The 16,215-nt window shown below is 45.9% G+C and carries 5 protein-coding genes; 1 reads left to right on the top strand and 4 read right to left on the bottom strand.

The features are described from left to right. Positions 1-305 precede the first annotated feature (305 nt). Complete coding sequence (locus tag FKX85_RS10245; RefSeq protein ID WP_141614638.1) at positions 306-1,046, top strand: LytR/AlgR family response regulator transcription factor; 741 nt, start codon at positions 306-308, stop codon at positions 1,044-1,046. 24 nt (positions 1,047-1,070) lie between these two features. Here FKX85_RS10245 and FKX85_RS10240 read toward each other — a convergent pair whose 3' ends face one another. From FKX85_RS10240 to FKX85_RS10225, 4 genes are read right to left on the bottom strand one after another with little or no spacing between them, the layout of a single operon-like run. After that, the gene (locus FKX85_RS10240; protein ID WP_141614637.1) at positions 1,071-3,425 is read right to left on the bottom strand and encodes an immunoglobulin domain-containing protein; all 2,355 of its coding nucleotides are present in this window, start codon (positions 3,423-3,425) and stop codon (positions 1,071-1,073) included. A gap of 41 nt (positions 3,426-3,466) precedes the next feature. Further along, on the bottom strand, positions 3,467-5,446 hold the full coding sequence (locus FKX85_RS21810) for an OmpA family protein (RefSeq protein WP_141614636.1): 1,980 nt from the start codon (positions 5,444-5,446) through the stop codon (positions 3,467-3,469). A gap of 9 nt (positions 5,447-5,455) precedes the next feature. Then, on the bottom strand, positions 5,456-6,424 hold the full coding sequence (locus FKX85_RS10230) for a PorP/SprF family type IX secretion system membrane protein (RefSeq protein WP_141614635.1): 969 nt from the start codon (positions 6,422-6,424) through the stop codon (positions 5,456-5,458). Positions 6,425-6,431: 7 nt separating this feature from the next. Beyond that, positions 6,432-15,860 (bottom strand): Ig-like domain-containing protein, encoded by a 9,429-nt coding sequence (locus FKX85_RS10225; RefSeq protein ID WP_141614634.1) that lies wholly within the window; start codon positions 15,858-15,860, stop codon positions 6,432-6,434. Positions 15,861-16,215: the final 355 nt, after the last annotated feature.

The raw sequence follows: 16,215 nt of genomic DNA, 5'->3' as shown, positions 1-16,215 counted from the left end.
TAAACCGGATGTTTCAATTCCAACGAAATATTAAAAATAATCCATTGACAATTTGGCGAGGCCTAGTTTATATTACCAGCTACCTGCTTGTTAAGATAACATAATCCCTCCTTTTATTATCAGAAATCTGTTGTTTTTTTAATAAAACCTAAAATTATACAAATAAAGCTTGTGATTATTACGTATCAAAAATATCATAACAATATCTTATGATATTTTTTTCTTTTTTTAGGGAAATCTCGTATTATTTCCCCTAATTTCTACGTATTATTGACGCAATTTGGAGAATACAAGTTTGACAAAATATGAAAACACAGATACTGATCGTAGAAGATAACCTTGAACTGGCAGATAATACCAAGGATTTGCTGGAGGCTGAGGGATTTGAGGTTTGCGATATTCTGGATTCAGACGAAAGGATTGAAGATACCTTATTCGAGAAGTTCCCTGCGGCTGTCCTTTTGGACATTCATCTAAAGGGCAACAGTAACGGTATTGACATTGCTCATGACATTCGTGATAAATTCAACATACCAGTAGTGTTTTTCACGAGCTCTACGGATAAAGAAACCCTGAACAAGGTGAAGGAAGTCTCACCGGACGGGTATATTGTAAAGCCTTTTTCCAAGGACACTTTGATCACCACGCTGACCCTGGCCATCAGTAATTTTGAAACCAAAAACACTGACAAGGTATCGGAGCTCATCCTACACGATAAAATCATCAGGGGCTCAATATTTATCCGAGACAAGGGCTATTTAAAAAAAATCTTCATTAAAGATATTGACTGGATCAAAGCTGACGGCTCCTATACGCATATTAGCACGGGAAACAATACCGTCTATACGCTGAGAAACATCCTCAAAGATGTCCTCCAAAAGCTGCCTTCTATGCTTTTCTGTAAAGTCAATAAGGCATTTATCGTTAACCTCGACAAAATAGACGCCCTCAATTCCAAAGAAATCATCATAAAAGATCAATCAATTCCTGTGGGCAGAAATTATTATCAAAACATCCTGTCCAGGTTAAACCAAGTGACCCGTTAAGCAGGGACTCACCCCCCAAAGGCTTTACCAAATCACTTTTACACGCTGGGCATGCCCTTGGGCATATATCAGGTAAATATAAACCCCTGGCTTCAATGTCTTGCCCATCTGGAGTTTTTTGGCCTCTCCAGAAAGCAACTGGTCAAGCGTAAAGCTATCCACCATCTCCCCGTTTTGGTTTACCACCTGCACGGTAATATGACTAAAATCCATTGCAGTGTGGTTTCGTAATACGGGAGTATCGACTACTGGATTTGGAGAAATGGTAAATGCCAACTGCTCCGCCTCCTCACTATCCAGGCGAATTACCTTTGAATACTCTTCCTTACCATCGAGCGGTACCATTTTGATCCTATAGTAATTTATTCCGGAAACAGGGGCTTCATCCACAAAATCAAACACTCCTCCATAAGTATGATCACCCGAAAGCGGTATCTCCCCTGTTTCGTACCATTGGAGGCCTGCTCCAGCTCTTTGGACAATCAACTGCTTCAAGGGAGTCTGGCTAAGAAACTCCCCATACAAATAATTCCCTCGGCCCCTTGCATGTCCCTCAAATCGTATCCAACTGATGGGCAAGATGACAAACACTTGCTCCACAGCCTCGATGGCCTTACAGCCCGTATCACCGTTTTGTAGGACCAAGTACACTTCATCGATTTCCTCTTCTGGCTGAAGTCCTTCGATCTCCAATGTCCCGTCCGGCCGTAAGCGGTAAGTCACGGTGTGGTCACCTTTATCTATTACCAACTCATCTGTGATGGCAGGCTCTCCATCAGCTTCCATCGACCAGCTAAATTGCGGATCCTCTATACCGGCACTCAATTCCAAGTTCGGCACTAAAACCACCACTTCTCCCTCTCCATAAGAAGCCTGATTGGGAAGCGCCTCGTAATCCTCTTCCTCCGGGACTGTCAAAGCAGCCACATCTACGGCTACCCTGGCCGATTCTATTTCCTCTCCACCACACTCATCCACACTGGAGACATAATAGGTTTTATCCTCTGTAACTGCCTCGATATCCAAGCTTTCAGAAGAACAAAAAGACTCACCTCCTTCTTGCGACTCATACCATCGGAGAGACGTCCCACCATAGTGCTGCGGTGATACGCTGAGGCCCTGGCCTTCACAAACGGAATAATCATTTCCTGTCACCCCGCCAAAATCCGGCATGCCGACCGTTCGCTCCACTTCATGAACGTTTAAGGCTTCTCCCACGTCTATATCCAAAAATGAACTCACACTGATTTCGAATCTATCGAATGGAACACCTGGTGAAACCGGAAAGGTAACGGCCTCTCCATCTCCCAGAAGCCCCAATAGGTCCAGCTTGATCAAGCCCAACAGTTCTTCCGACAAGGCTCCCAAGTCCTGTTCAAACACTTGCGAATCCCCATCAAAGGCCCTAAAGGAAACATGACTCAATAATTCTATATTCACCAGGGAAGGATCGCCACTCAATGTAACCATCACCTCGTCCGTAGGACTGGATGACTCCGTAAAATAAAAGTGAGAAGAATACCCTCCGATCAAATTAAGTAATCCAGGCCCTATGGTGGCCGAAGTAGAAAGATCATCATCAATAGCATTTTCTGGATGCTCCACGATCCCTCCTCCCAAGTTTAATGCATCCAGGTTAATGCCACTTCCATCGTAAGAAATAAACTCAGGAGAATAATTACATGCTTCACCAAAATAAAAAGCTTCATACACATCAAGATAAAATTCAACACCAAGTCCAGCCAAAGCCATAGCCAGATTGGTAATTTTCAATCTTTGATAAGGTACGTTTGGGGTAAACATTAAGTGGTAATTACCATTCTTATCCTTGACCATCTTAAGATCATCAGATCCAAGTCCTCCCAGTGTGCTTCGGTCAAATAGCACATACCCATTTGAATTCATCGCTTCCACTTTGATTATCTGTTCTCCCAAGATACTACCAACCACCCCACTCAAAAGCTCACCTAGTGTACCACCTAATAATTGTTCAAGTAATCCCTCATCGCCATCCACTCTGATATAAGTTGGGGTATTGGCTGGAACAATCTCATCATATTGGATTTCTACATACCCCCTATAAGCCCCCAAGCCTAAGATAAGTCCTGGACTAGCATAAAGGCTAGCAAATAATTCATCACCACCATGAGCAGCTTCATTGGCATTGATAGCAGTTCGTTTATAATATGGAGGAAAAATAGCACCAACAATAGGAGCGTCACTACTTTTCCCAATATAATTATCCGCATACACTTTCTGTCCCTTGACTTGGGTAGGTTGGATTAAAAGCAGGCAAAAAAAGGCCAAGACCGCCCAACAGACGGTCTTGACATCTAAAAAATTTACGTGAAGGGTATTATTAACTACTACCGAACTCATCCCTCCTCCCAGTGAAAGTTTATATAAAAAGTCCTTATTGCTTAATAATCTACAATGGTAAATTCAGTACGACGGTTTTGCTGATGCTGCTCATCGGTACATTCGATGCCATCGTCACATTCATTCAGAAGTCTTGATTCACCATACCCTTTTGCTTCTATTCTCACCCTGGACACACCTCTTGAGATGATGTAATCCACTGCCGATTGGGCGCGTTTTTCAGAAAGTGTTTGATTATAGGAATCTGAGCCCCTACTGTCAGTATGGGAGTTCAGCTCAATCTTCATTGTTGGATTGTCCTCCAGGATTTTCACCAGCTTATCAAGTTCCAATGCAGCATCCGGACGGATCTCCCACTTGTCAAAATCATAGTAGATATTCTCCAGCTCAATGGTTTTGCCGATTTCAATCTTATCAAGGTACAGGTCCCGGACAATCGTACTATCCGCAAACAACCTAATTCCCTTAGTGCTCAATCCTTTGATCTCAGCAGTAATGTAATCTGTCTTTTTGCCTTCGATATCGTAAACGGTCTCCTCATTCAGCTGAAAGTCATATTCTCCTTCTTCATCTGTAACGTAGGTAAACTCGGTACCGGTACTTCTATCAGACAGCACCACCACGGCATTGGGAAGTGGTTCAAGGGACTCCTTGTCCTTTACGGTACCTTTAAGGAAAATTTTGGAGTTAATGTCCAGCACAAAAGCATAAATATCATCCCAGCCTTCCCCTCCTTGTCGATCAGAAGAGATTACACCCCTGTCGGGAATATCTGGATTGATAAAATAAGCAAAATCATCACGAGTGGAATTTATTGGTGCTCCTTGGTTTTCTGGTTTTTCCCAGTTATTGCCCTTTGGCTTACTCATAAAAACATCCAGTCCGCCTAGTCCCTTTCTTCCATCTGAGGAAAAATAAAGCTGGCCTTTCTTATCTACAAACGGCGTCCGTTCATCTCCAAACGTATTGATTTCATCACCAAGATTGATCGGCTCGGACCATTTTTCCTCTCCCATAAACTTACTGTAGTAGATATCTGCTTTGCCATAACCTCCTGGCTTATCCGATGAAAAATAAAGCCGTTCTTCTTTTTCATCCCAAAAGGGATCGCTCACAGAATACTCGTAGGGATTATTGAAAGGCAAACCTTTAAGCTCTCCCCAAACAGTATCTGTTTTCATCCGGTAAAACACCTGTGGATAGAGCGTATAGTTCTTTTTATTTACATTATCACCTTTTTTCTTATCACCAGGCTTACCGGCTTTTACCCAAAACACCATGTTTTCTGTCTCATATATCGGCCCACTGTGATGGTCACTCTTATACTCATCTAGCTTCACGACGGTATCGACATCATACTTATCCCAGTCACCGGTGGCTTCATACACCTTCAAATAGCCATTTCCAGTCCATCCGTAAATATCACTTCTGAGGGCATTGTATTCATCCACTTTCATCTTATCTGGATCTTGATCCATTCGATCACTGGCAAAAACCAAAGTACTATCCCTGACAAACGCCCCAAAATCGGCAAAAGAGGAATTTACATCTTTTAGGTTGGTCATTCGCACGTCCTTGGATGCATTTAGCAATGCTTTGGCTTCTTTTACCGTTTCGAGCAAATTATTGATTTCCTCTTGGCTTACTTCAGTGGCTTCAGAGCGGTTGTACCTGATCAGCTGCATCCGTGCCTCATCGAATTTGGAATTGGCAATCAGCGCCTTGGCAAAATCAAGCCTGTCCTCATTGGTAAGCTGATCATCCCTGTCCAGCCTAGCATACCAAGACTCGGCAAGATCAAACTCCCTCATCTCGAAATAGGATTTTGCCAATCCTCTTGCTACCTCCGGTAGTTCTGTCCTTTCCCATGCTATTTGGTAGTGATTTACCGCCACGGCATAGTTAAGCATTTCATACTGCTGGTCGCCCTTGATCAAGTCCCTGTTTTTCAAACTGGAACATGAACAGACCCCAGCCAATATCAATACCGTAAGAAAATAGTAGGTAGTTCTTTTCATCATATATCTGAATTAAAAATATCTTGGAGAAACTAATTTCACGCGTTTTGGCGGGAACAAATACCCTACAGAGAAATCATGCGTAGAAAATGCCTTGGTACTGAATCCGGAAACATTATGATCATAGGCGTATCCAATCCTCAGGCGGTCATTTACGTAAAACTCTACCAGGCCCACAACAGACACGGGCCGCTTGGTCTCCCCTTGGAACTCCTCTCCCTGAAGGTTAACAGAAGTCCTGTACGAAGCTCCCAGCCAAAGTTTTTCGCCCAGCAGCACAAACGCATTCAAATCCAATCTTGAAGGCCCATTAAAATCCTCTACATAAAGGACAGATGGCTTTATGGCAACATTATAGGACACATCTATGATCGTACCTGCTGTCAGGTACATATTCGAAGAAGGTTGTACCAACACTGCTCCATTGTCAAAATTAAAACTGGAGGAAAACAAGTTGTCTGCAGATAGCCCAGCATAGAATTTCGGGTTATAGTAAAATAACCCCGCCCTAAGATCAGGATAAAGTACCCTTTCGTTACCACTGGACACCGACGGATCCGAAGGGTCCATCGGGTTCAGCATCGAGCCATCCAAACTGGTATTCACCAAACCGGCACCAAGTCCAAAGCTCAAATAGCCTTCATTGGAAACCCGTAGGTGATAGGCTGTATTGGCATATCCTCCCGTGGTTTTCTGCGCCCCCAAACGATCGACCATGATATGACCACCTATTCCGACATTGGTATCGGTAATCAGTCCATCGCCGGAGATCGCAAATGTCTCCGGGCTTCCCGGGACATTTGTCCACTGCTTCCTGTAATAGCTCTGCAGATAAATCTGTTGCTTGTACCCGGCATATGCCGGGTTCAAGAACAGGGGATTAAACATGTATTGACTGAAAACGGGAGCTTGCTGTGCTTTTGCATCCATGCAAGTAAAAATGATCCCCGCTACTATCAAGATGTATTTTAAGCTTTTCATCGATTCTTTATCTTAAAATGGTTACGTATCCAGTAAACTCCGTTTCTCTTCCTGTATCTCCGTCTCTGATGATTACCCTGTAGTAGTAAGTACCTTCATCCAAGGAGCCACCATCCCAGTCATTTTGGTAGTTGGAAGTCTTGAATACTTCCCCTCCCCATCGATTGACCACGATGATTTCATTGTCAGGATAAAGCTCTGTCAGCCCTTCGATCTCCCAAGTGTCATTGATACCGTCACCATTTGGAGAGAATACATTCGGTATGGTGATTTCCAACTGATCATGGCTAATGGTAGCTGTATTGTCACCTTCGAAACGATCTACCTGATCAGCGGCTTCCACTGCTGCGGAATTAGTTACCAAACCGCTGTCCTGCGCCTCCACACGAAGCAGGATTTCTACTACTGTTTCACCAGGTATTTCAGGAATGGTGAAGGTCAATTCTCCAGAGGCTGCATCATAGTTCTCGATAATATCCGCTGGGGCATTGGATCCTAGGTACCTCACCTGATCCGGCATATAATCCGTCAGTGTCACGTTCAGTGCAGGTGTGGCTGTTTTATTGGTCACCGTCAGGGTGTAAGTAAATTCCTGACCGATCTCAATCACTGGAGCAGAAACTACTTTATCCATCGCCAAATCTACATCATCACTTAGTATGGTAGTAGGATCAGAATCGTCATCATCTGGATCAGAGTTATCACTGTCCGCTGTGACACTGTTCACTACACCTTGGCTTTCAGTAAGCGCCATCACGCCAAGCGTCAATTCCAGGGTCTCACCCGCTCCAATTGCAGCAATTGACCAAGTGACATTATTGCCGGAAATAGCGCCGTCATGAGAGGCTTCCAAGACTTGGAGCTCCACAGGCACATCATCGGTCACGACCACATTTTGGGCGGGTACCAGACCGGTATTCGTAATGGCAATGGTATAATTAAACATCTGGCCGACCACTACCGTTGGTAGTTCTGCCGTTTTGGTTACCTCCAGATGGGCACAATCGGCTACCATGATGGCCAACCTATCGGCACTTTCGCAACCTGTATTGACATCCACCCTGGCGGCATAATAGGTCATACCCTCCACGAGTGCTTCAGATGCATCTAATCTGTTTCCGCCAGTAGCAGCATCGTACCAAACAACATTCGCTTCGTTCACTTGAAGGTTCGCTATTGTTCCTCCACCTGCACCACAGAAGGTCTGGGTTGTCATATCGGTAGTTGGAGCAGGCACTGAATTGACGGCTACTGTCACTGCTAAGGCCTCACCAGGTTTGTTTTCACATACCCCATCTCCCTGGACAGTCACATAATAGGTAGTCGTAGCGGTAGGCATTACATCCATACCCGTCAGCTCCGTCGTCAGGCCAGCATCCTCATACCATGTGAATACCGAGCCGGCCACACTGCTATTGGCTGAAAGGGTGAAGGTTTCGCCAGGACATATTGCCCCGTCATCGGCATCAATATCCCCGGCAGTAGCATTTCTATTCACCATTACGGTGACTGCTTTTGCAGTCCCAGGCCTATTTTCACAAACACCGTCACCACTAACGGTCACATAGTATGTTGTCGTGGCTGAAGGGCTAACCACAGCATTGGTGATTTCGGTAGTCAAGTCTTCATCAGCATACCATCTGAATGTGGCATTGTCAATACTACTGGTAGCCGAGAGCGTATGGTTTCCACCGGCACAGATCGTGTCTCCATCTGCCTGAATGTCAGAAGCGGTACCGATTCTATTGACCGTGACGGTCACTTCTTTGGCGTCTCCTGATGCATTTTCACAAACATCTGCACCCGTCACTGTTACATAATAAGTGGTAGTACTAGTGGGCGAGACTTCCAGATCGCTGATCGGATTAGTCAATGCCGCATCACTATACCATGTAAAGGAAGCATTGCTGATAGCACTCGTCGCTTCAAGTGTAAAGGTATCTCCTGCGCAGATCGTGGCCCCGTCGGCCTCGATATCATCCGCGGAAGCACCCCTGTTCACTGTGACAGTCACTGCCTTTCCTTGCCCGGGCTTATTGGCACATACACCATCACCACTTACGGCCACATAATAAGTAGTAGTCACTTCAGGACTAACCGTAGCATCGGTTAGCTCATTGGTTAATGCTGCATCTGTATACCAAGTAAATACAGGGCTATCAATTGTCGTGCTGGTAGCATTCAAGGGGAAGGAGTCTCCTTCACAGATTGTTCCGCCATCAGCTTGAATATCCGATGAAGTAGCATTTCTGTTCACTGTTACGGTCACTGCCACAGCCTCATCAGGATTATTGGCACAAACGCCTTCTCCGCTCACGGTTACATAGTATGTCCTGGTAGCCGCAGGCATTACTTCAGGGTCTGTCACTTCTGTGGTCAAGGCCGCATCAGTATACCACGTAAACACTGGACTCTCTACCGTGGTACTGGCAGCAGAAAGGGTGAATGTATCTCCTGCACAAATTGTCCCACCACTGGCATCTATATCCTCTTGGGTCGCATTTCTATTAACCGTAATCGTGACGGCCTTGGCACTACCAGGTTTGTTTTCACAAACCCCCACTCCGCTTACAGTAACATAATAAGTAGTGGTCGCAGCAGGCGTAACATCAGTTCCGCTTAATGGCATTGTCAAGTCCTCATCACTGTACCAAGTAAATACTGGATCATCCACTGTAATGCTGGACGCACTTAAGGTATAGCTGTTTCCTTCACAGATCGTTGCTTCTTCCGCTTCAATATCATCAGCTCCAGCGTTTCTGTTTACGGTGATGGTTACATCTTTAGCTGTTCCGGGCCTATTTTCACAAACACCCTCTCCACTTACGGTCACATAATAAGTAGTCGTCGCGGTAGGTGATACTTCTGTCCCACTCAATGGCGTTGTCAAGTCCTCATCACTGTACCAGGTAAATACTGTGGCATCCACTGTATTGCTGGACGCACTTAAGGTATGGCTGTCTCCTTCACAGATCGTTGCTCCTTCCGCCACAATATCATCAGCACCAGCGTTACGATTTACCGTCACGGTAAGGGCTTCTGCCTCACTTGGTAGGCTGGCACATACCCCATCTGCCGATACAGCTACATAATAAGTAGTCGTCGCAGTCGGGGTGACATCGGTACTGGATAGTGGTGTAGTCAATGATGCATCACTATACCAAGTGAACACTGGATCGGTAATTGTTTGGCTACTTGCTGACAAGGTAAAGGTATCTCCTTCGCAAATGGTCTCATCTGTGGTTTCTATATCTGCTTTGACCGCATTTCTATTAACGGTAATGGTAACAGCCTTGGCATCTCCAGGAGGGTTCTCACATACACCATTTCCACTTACGGTCACATAATACATCCTTGTGCTGGACGGCGATACAGTTAGGTCGGTCAACACATTGTTTAAGGCGGCATCCGTGTACCAGGTAAACACTGGACTATCAATCGTGCTGGTGCTTGCACTCAGGGTATAGGAATCTCCGGCACAAATGGTGGCATCACCCGCATTTATATCAGCAGCTGTGCCTACCGCATTTACGGTAACAGAGATGCTGGTCCGCTCGTCACCGGCACATCCCGTAGTCCCGTTTACTTCTACCCAGTAGGTAGCATCCGCGCTGACATTTTCCAGGGTAATGATATCATTGGAAATGGAAATTCCTTCGGTCACTTCATTACCACCAGTTTCTGCATCATATAGCTTATAAATCAGTCCGCTAGTGGAATTGGTAACATCAAAAACCGCATCATTACCGGCTCCACACACCACCATATCCGACTGATTAAGAACAGGCTTATCAAGTGTATTCGTAGTCCTTACATTCACACCTTTTCCAGCAGTGTTTTCACAAACATTCCTTCCACTTACGGTGACATAGAACATTTCACTACTGTTTTCGGCGATGCCATCGATCTCCAGTGCTCCTGTAGGAGTTATGGTAAAGGTCATGCTTCCACTGGTGTCTCCATCATTGATCGGCATCGTCTTGGCTTCATCCAAATACCAATTAAACATTGGGTCAACTATACCAGTAGCCGGAGAGAGTGTCACAGGTAGACCTACACATTGGGTAATTTCGTCAGCTAGCCCTATATCAGCATCTGTGGCATTTTTGTTGATGGTCACAGGCGCTTCTTTCAGATTACCAGGCACATTTTCACATCCATTATCTCCCAATACACTTACGAAATAAGTGTAAGGGCTACTGGCCGCATTTAGACCCGTGATGGTCAACACACCATTGGCATCAATGGCATAATTGATATCTCCATCCACATCACCATCGTTGATCGGCATGGTACGGTCAGCATCCAGATACCAGCTAAAGGTTCCTGGGGCCGTTACCAGTGTACTACCCGTGGCCACCGATGGCGTCAGTACCACAGGCACATCGGCACAAATCGGATTCTCATTTCCTGATACTGTTATATCTGTAGCTGTAGGGCTTGGCTTCACCACTACGTCCACCGGAATCCTGTCAGGATCTTCACAGGCACCTTTTACAATTGCCAGATAATAAGTCACTGTACCTGGAGTCGTCAAAGCTCCTGTAGTGTAGGAATTGCCTTCTTCCAGCATGGTACCGCCAGTTGGTGCATCATACCACCTTAGCGTCGTCCCATCGCCTGGCGTGGCGGACAAGGTGGCCATGTCTCCTGAGCATACTTCGACACCTGTGCTAATGGCTGTCGGTGCGGCATAATTGATCTGTGCCTGATAAACTCTCCATCCGCTGTTCAGGACACCTGCCAATGGCATATAGCTTATACGTACACGATCAAAATTACCCCCGGCCACAAACACGATCTCGGCTTTGTCATCCTGACCTTCGAGAAGCCTTAGATCAATAACATTATCATCTACTACCCCACCATCGCTATTGGAAGTGGCACCATTATAGGTTTCGAATTGCAAACCACTGAGCAAGCCCAAGTCGATCAAGGATCCTCCACTGCCAATGGTTACCGTAATGGTATCGCCTGCCGCTCCATTGGAAGGGAATTTAAGTTCTTGCCACACGCCGCCCGACACGGAGGCTGGTGCTACAAACCTGGCATAGGTATTGAGATCGCCATCCACCGCATTGTTTGGATTTTCCACGGTACAAAGCACACATACAGGATCAGTGCCATTGGTCTGTGCATTGGCAATCGTACAATCTTCTATTGGATTGGGAGGGCCAACGGTTACGGTCACTTCTCCTCTGCCTGCTGATGTACAGCCGGAAACGGTATTTCTGGCTTGTGCATAATAGGTATAGGTTCCTTGACTCAATGGCCCAGTATTATAAGAGGCTCCAGTGGCCAGTTCATTTCCTCCTTCATCATACCAAACGATTTCTACATTAGCTGGAGCAGGTTCTCCTGCTGATGCATTGAGCATCGTACCGAAACCTTCAGAGATCCTCACATCGCCTGATACGCCCGGCACATCTGGTACTTCATTTACAGTCAGTGTGGCGGCTTCGGCTGTTCCAGGCACATTTTCACAAATACCATCCCCCTGAACAGTCACATAATAGGTGGTGGTCGAAGAAGGGGAAACTTCATATTCAAACCCTTCAAAAATCAAATTGGTCAGATCAGCATCGCTGTACCATCTGAAAATAGGGTTGGTCACTGACGAACTTGAAGCGGACAAGGTGGTCGTTTGCCCTTCACAGATCGGAGCACCAATTACTTCCAGATCAGCTGCATTGGCAATTGGAAGTACGGTAACGCTGATCTCACTTCTGACTGTACCGACACAGCCTCCAGCAGCATTTACAGCTACCCAATATGATGCATCTGCAGTCACATTGCTTAGGGTAATGATATTATCTGTTATGCTGACCCCGGTGGTCACTTCCGATCCCCCAGTCTCAGCATCATAGACTGCATAGATAAATCCACCTGCTTCATTGGTCACCTCAAATACGGCTTCTTGTCCCGTTCCACATAGGCTCACATCTGCCGTGGTAAACGTAGGTGCAGGAAGATCATCCGATATCGTCACGGTCACTTCTTTGCCTTCTACATTTTCACAAACCTCATCACCTGTGACAGTCACATAAACTACTTCACTGGCACCGTCTGCTATTCCGGTAATGGTCAGCTCTCCATCAGCATTTATCGCATAAGATATACCACCATCCGTATCTCCATCTGTGATTGGAGCGGTTTTGGCCGCATCGTAATACCAGGTAAATACCGGGTTGGCAATACCACTGGATGGCGACAACATCGCAGGCACACCCACACACTGTGTGAGGTCATCGATATTTATATCGTCATTGGTAGCGCTTCTATTGATGGTAAAGTCCACCGGGATTGGGGCTGCGGTACAGAACTCACCTGCTGTAAGTGATACATAATAAGTATAATCTCCCGCAGCAAGCCCTGAAAGTTCCACTGTGGCACTGGTCTCACCAGAAAGTGGCTCAGGAGTACCGGCATTATCGCTAAACCACTGGTAGGTCACCCCAGATGGAGCATCAGAGATCAAACTGGCTTCCAGCGTCACAGGTCCTTCAGAAGGACAGAACGCCCCCGCATCGACACCATTGACCAAGATATTATCCAGCAAATCGTCTGAAGACTCTTTGACCCTGATTTCTATTGGCCTTCTGTCGATACCGTTTTCACAGCCAAATCGCACTACTTGCAAATACACGGTCTGTACGGTCCCTGGAGCCCAATCGGCTATTTCGTCTATGGTAATCTCTATATTACCGGTCTCGTCAGTATAGAATTTGATTTGGTCACAACTAGCATCGGGTAATTCGATGATATCTCCTGGACAAATCTCAATATAATCCGTTCCCGTAGCCTCATCGTGCTGTTCACTGTCCAATTCACCAAGCGGGATGAGCTTCACTTCATATACCCGAAGGTTATCGATGGCTTCTACTACCCCTCCTGTCAGGATTTTAATTCTATCAAAAGGCGTGTCATTGATAAATGTCAATGCCTGTTCTGTATCTCCTTCCAGCAAGCGCAATTCAAGAAGACTTGATCCTACATCCAATGGCTCACCAACTTCCTGATTGCCCAGATATCGCTGAATGGTATATCCTTCCAGCAATGTCAAATCCAACAATCCTGTCGCTGCTCCTACTTTTATAAATACGGAGTCTCCTGCAATTGCCGGAGCAGCAAACGTCACATCCAGCTTGGTGCTGACATTGGCACCGACGGCATTGTTCATGACCGCATAAGTGCTTTCATCATTGTCAAAAGCTAAGCCAGGATCAGTCACTGAGGTCAATCCACTGGCCACGTCCAACCCACCAATAACTGCTTCAAATCCAGTCAAATAGTCCAGCTTTCCAAAAGTACAACTCTCCAGCGTAGTGCTGGTTTCATGGTAGTAGGCTCCATACACCCTTACTTGCTGCACAGCATTTAACAGTGAGGCCAAGGAGATTTTTACTGCATTATATGGCACCGGCACGCCATTGGCGTCCACCGGTATAAAAGTATAGACAAATTCATTGATGCCATTTACGGCCGATACGAGGTTGGCATCAGCCACTTGACGAACGCCCAAAAGCTCATCGCCATTTACAGGGTCTCCATCGACCGCCTGAACATAAATTCCTCCCGCTACACCCGCAGCTCCATACTCTCTACCCAGCTTGATGGAAACCGGCGTACCAGCAGGCACCATGGTGTTCCAGCGAACTGTTTGGGAGGTTTCTCCTGTCAGTCCCAGTAAGCTTGTGCCCACTGTCTCCAATAGTTCGGAGTAATCCTTCATGTCATCTCCTGCCGCCGATTCTTCATCGCTGACCGATCCAAGCTGTAGTCCCAGCAGGCTACTGGTCGTGAAATCATCTGCACTGGTAGCATACCTTCTATTATATACCGGAGGGCATCCATCAGGATCGAATACATTTACTACTACATCTACAAAATTGGTGCATTCTGTCCCAGTAGCCGATACACGATATACATATCTGCCACCTTGGGTAAATTCTCCTGCTATGTTTGGAGCGGTAAATGGCGCACCATCCAATGCCGCCCAGGTAACAGGAACATCGGATCCATCCTCATTGACCGCTGTAGCAGCCGGGAGGATAAAGGAGTCCCCAATGGCCATATTATAAACCGCAGATCCGTTTAATGAAATCAACGGGTTCTTATTGATGTCTACCGTGGCTGGCACTCGAATGGATTCTTCGGCACAGCCAGTCCGTACAGTAGCTGCATAATAAGTGGATTTGCCACCTACTTGGCCAATATGAAAGCTGGCCCCTGTATGCAGCAAATTACCACCAGTAGGAGCATCGTACCATTTCACTTGATCTCCACTGGCCACGGCAGCATTCAGCGTCACATCTTCACCGGCACAAACCAACATATTTTGTTCATCGTCCACCCCATCGATCACTGGACGCCCTGGCGTGCGGCTTACTTCGTGCACCCTTAAGCTCTGGGAAGTCCCCAAATCCACCAAGGTACTCACTTCTATTTCAAACCGGTCAAAAGCCGACCCCGGAGTCATGGTAAAGGTAACGGTCTCACCATCTACCAATAAACCCAGCAGGTCCAATTGCGCGATGCCCAACAGGTCACTGCCTAGATTTTCCAAATCCTGACGGCCCACCTCAGTGTCGCCATTGTAGACCACCAATTCAATGTTTCCAAGTAAATTAACATCCAATATATCCGGATTGGCACTGAATGTCACCATCACCTCATCGGTGTCCTTGCCCAGGCCATCGAAGTAAAAATGCTGCTCCAATACGCCTGCGACGCTCAAAACACCCGGGCTGAGGGCAGTATAGGTGCTTTCGTCACCATCAATGGCAAAATGAAGATCATCCGCAGCAGAACCAGACAAATTCAGCAGGTCTAGGTTTACCCCGCTCACATCATAGGAGGTACCGACAGGGTTTCCGCAGATACTGGCAGATTCATAATTGAAGGCATTAAAAACATCAAGGTTCACCTCATCACCCAATCCAAGCAATGATAATGAACCATTTTCTATAAACACCCGGTCATATTCCCCATCTGGGGTAATGGCAATGTAAAAGTTTCCATCTGCCCCTGTGATCACACGTGCCCTGGCTGTATCGAATCCTTGGGTGGTACTCCTGGAAAACACATCAGTGCTACCATTTCGTGCGATGATAGTGAATTCTTGCTGTCCGAGTGCAACAAGGCTTAGTACATCTCCTAATAGCTCACCAAGGCTTCCTCCAAGGAGCAAATTAAAAAGACCATCACTCCCATCTACCCTGATATAGGTAGTAGTATTGGCCGGCAAGACGGAGGGGTATTTTAGTTCCAATTCCCCGTGATACGAGCCCAAGCCCAAAGCTATCCCCGGGCTGGCCAGCAGCCGAGCGAAATTCTCATCGTCCACCGTTGCATTCTGAGGGGTTTCTACTGTTTCCTTATTGTAAGGAGGAAAATCTAAGAGTCCTGCTGGCACATTCGGACTTGAGTAAGTCATTTCATCTGCCAACGTTTTGGTCCCTTGTCCATACGATACCTGAAAGGATAATAGAAGTAGTAGAATTAAAACCGAAACGTCCCTACACGTTATTGGTTTGGTAAAAATTGATGCCATAAATTAAAATCATTTAAATAATTGTAAAGGTCCTATGTTTCTCACTCATGACTGAAAACGTATTTTTCACCACCGCTCTAATTTGCTCACTAGCAAAATATAACTATTCCAATCCCACACATTATTATTTAAAAATACCCTTCAGTAACATAATTGGATGCTTATCACGTTATAACATTATGCCCAACACACTATATCACAAAAAAAAACATCCAAAAAGCTGTATTTATAGCAGGTT

Origin of the sequence: Echinicola soli (assembly GCF_006575665.1) — a bacterium.
In the GTDB taxonomy this organism is placed as follows: Bacteria; Bacteroidota; Bacteroidia; order Cytophagales; family Cyclobacteriaceae; genus Echinicola; species Echinicola soli.
This window is presented reverse-complemented; position numbering and strand designations above follow the sequence as displayed.

Bases quoted from the DNA above. Each gene is read 5' to 3' on its own strand.
- FKX85_RS10245 (WP_141614638.1), top strand. From the start codon at position 306: ATGAAAACACAGATACTGATCGTAGAAGATAACCTTGAACTGGCAGAT.
- FKX85_RS10240 (WP_141614637.1), bottom strand. From the start codon at position 3,425: ATGAGTTCGGTAGTAGTTAATAATACCCTTCACGTAAATTTTTTAGAT.
- FKX85_RS21810 (WP_141614636.1), bottom strand. From the start codon at position 5,446: ATGATGAAAAGAACTACCTACTATTTTCTTACGGTATTGATATTGGCT.
- FKX85_RS10230 (WP_141614635.1), bottom strand. From the start codon at position 6,424: ATGAAAAGCTTAAAATACATCTTGATAGTAGCGGGGATCATTTTTACT.
- FKX85_RS10225 (WP_141614634.1), bottom strand. From the start codon at position 15,860: ATGACTTACTCAAGTCCGAATGTGCCAGCAGGACTCTTAGATTTTCCT.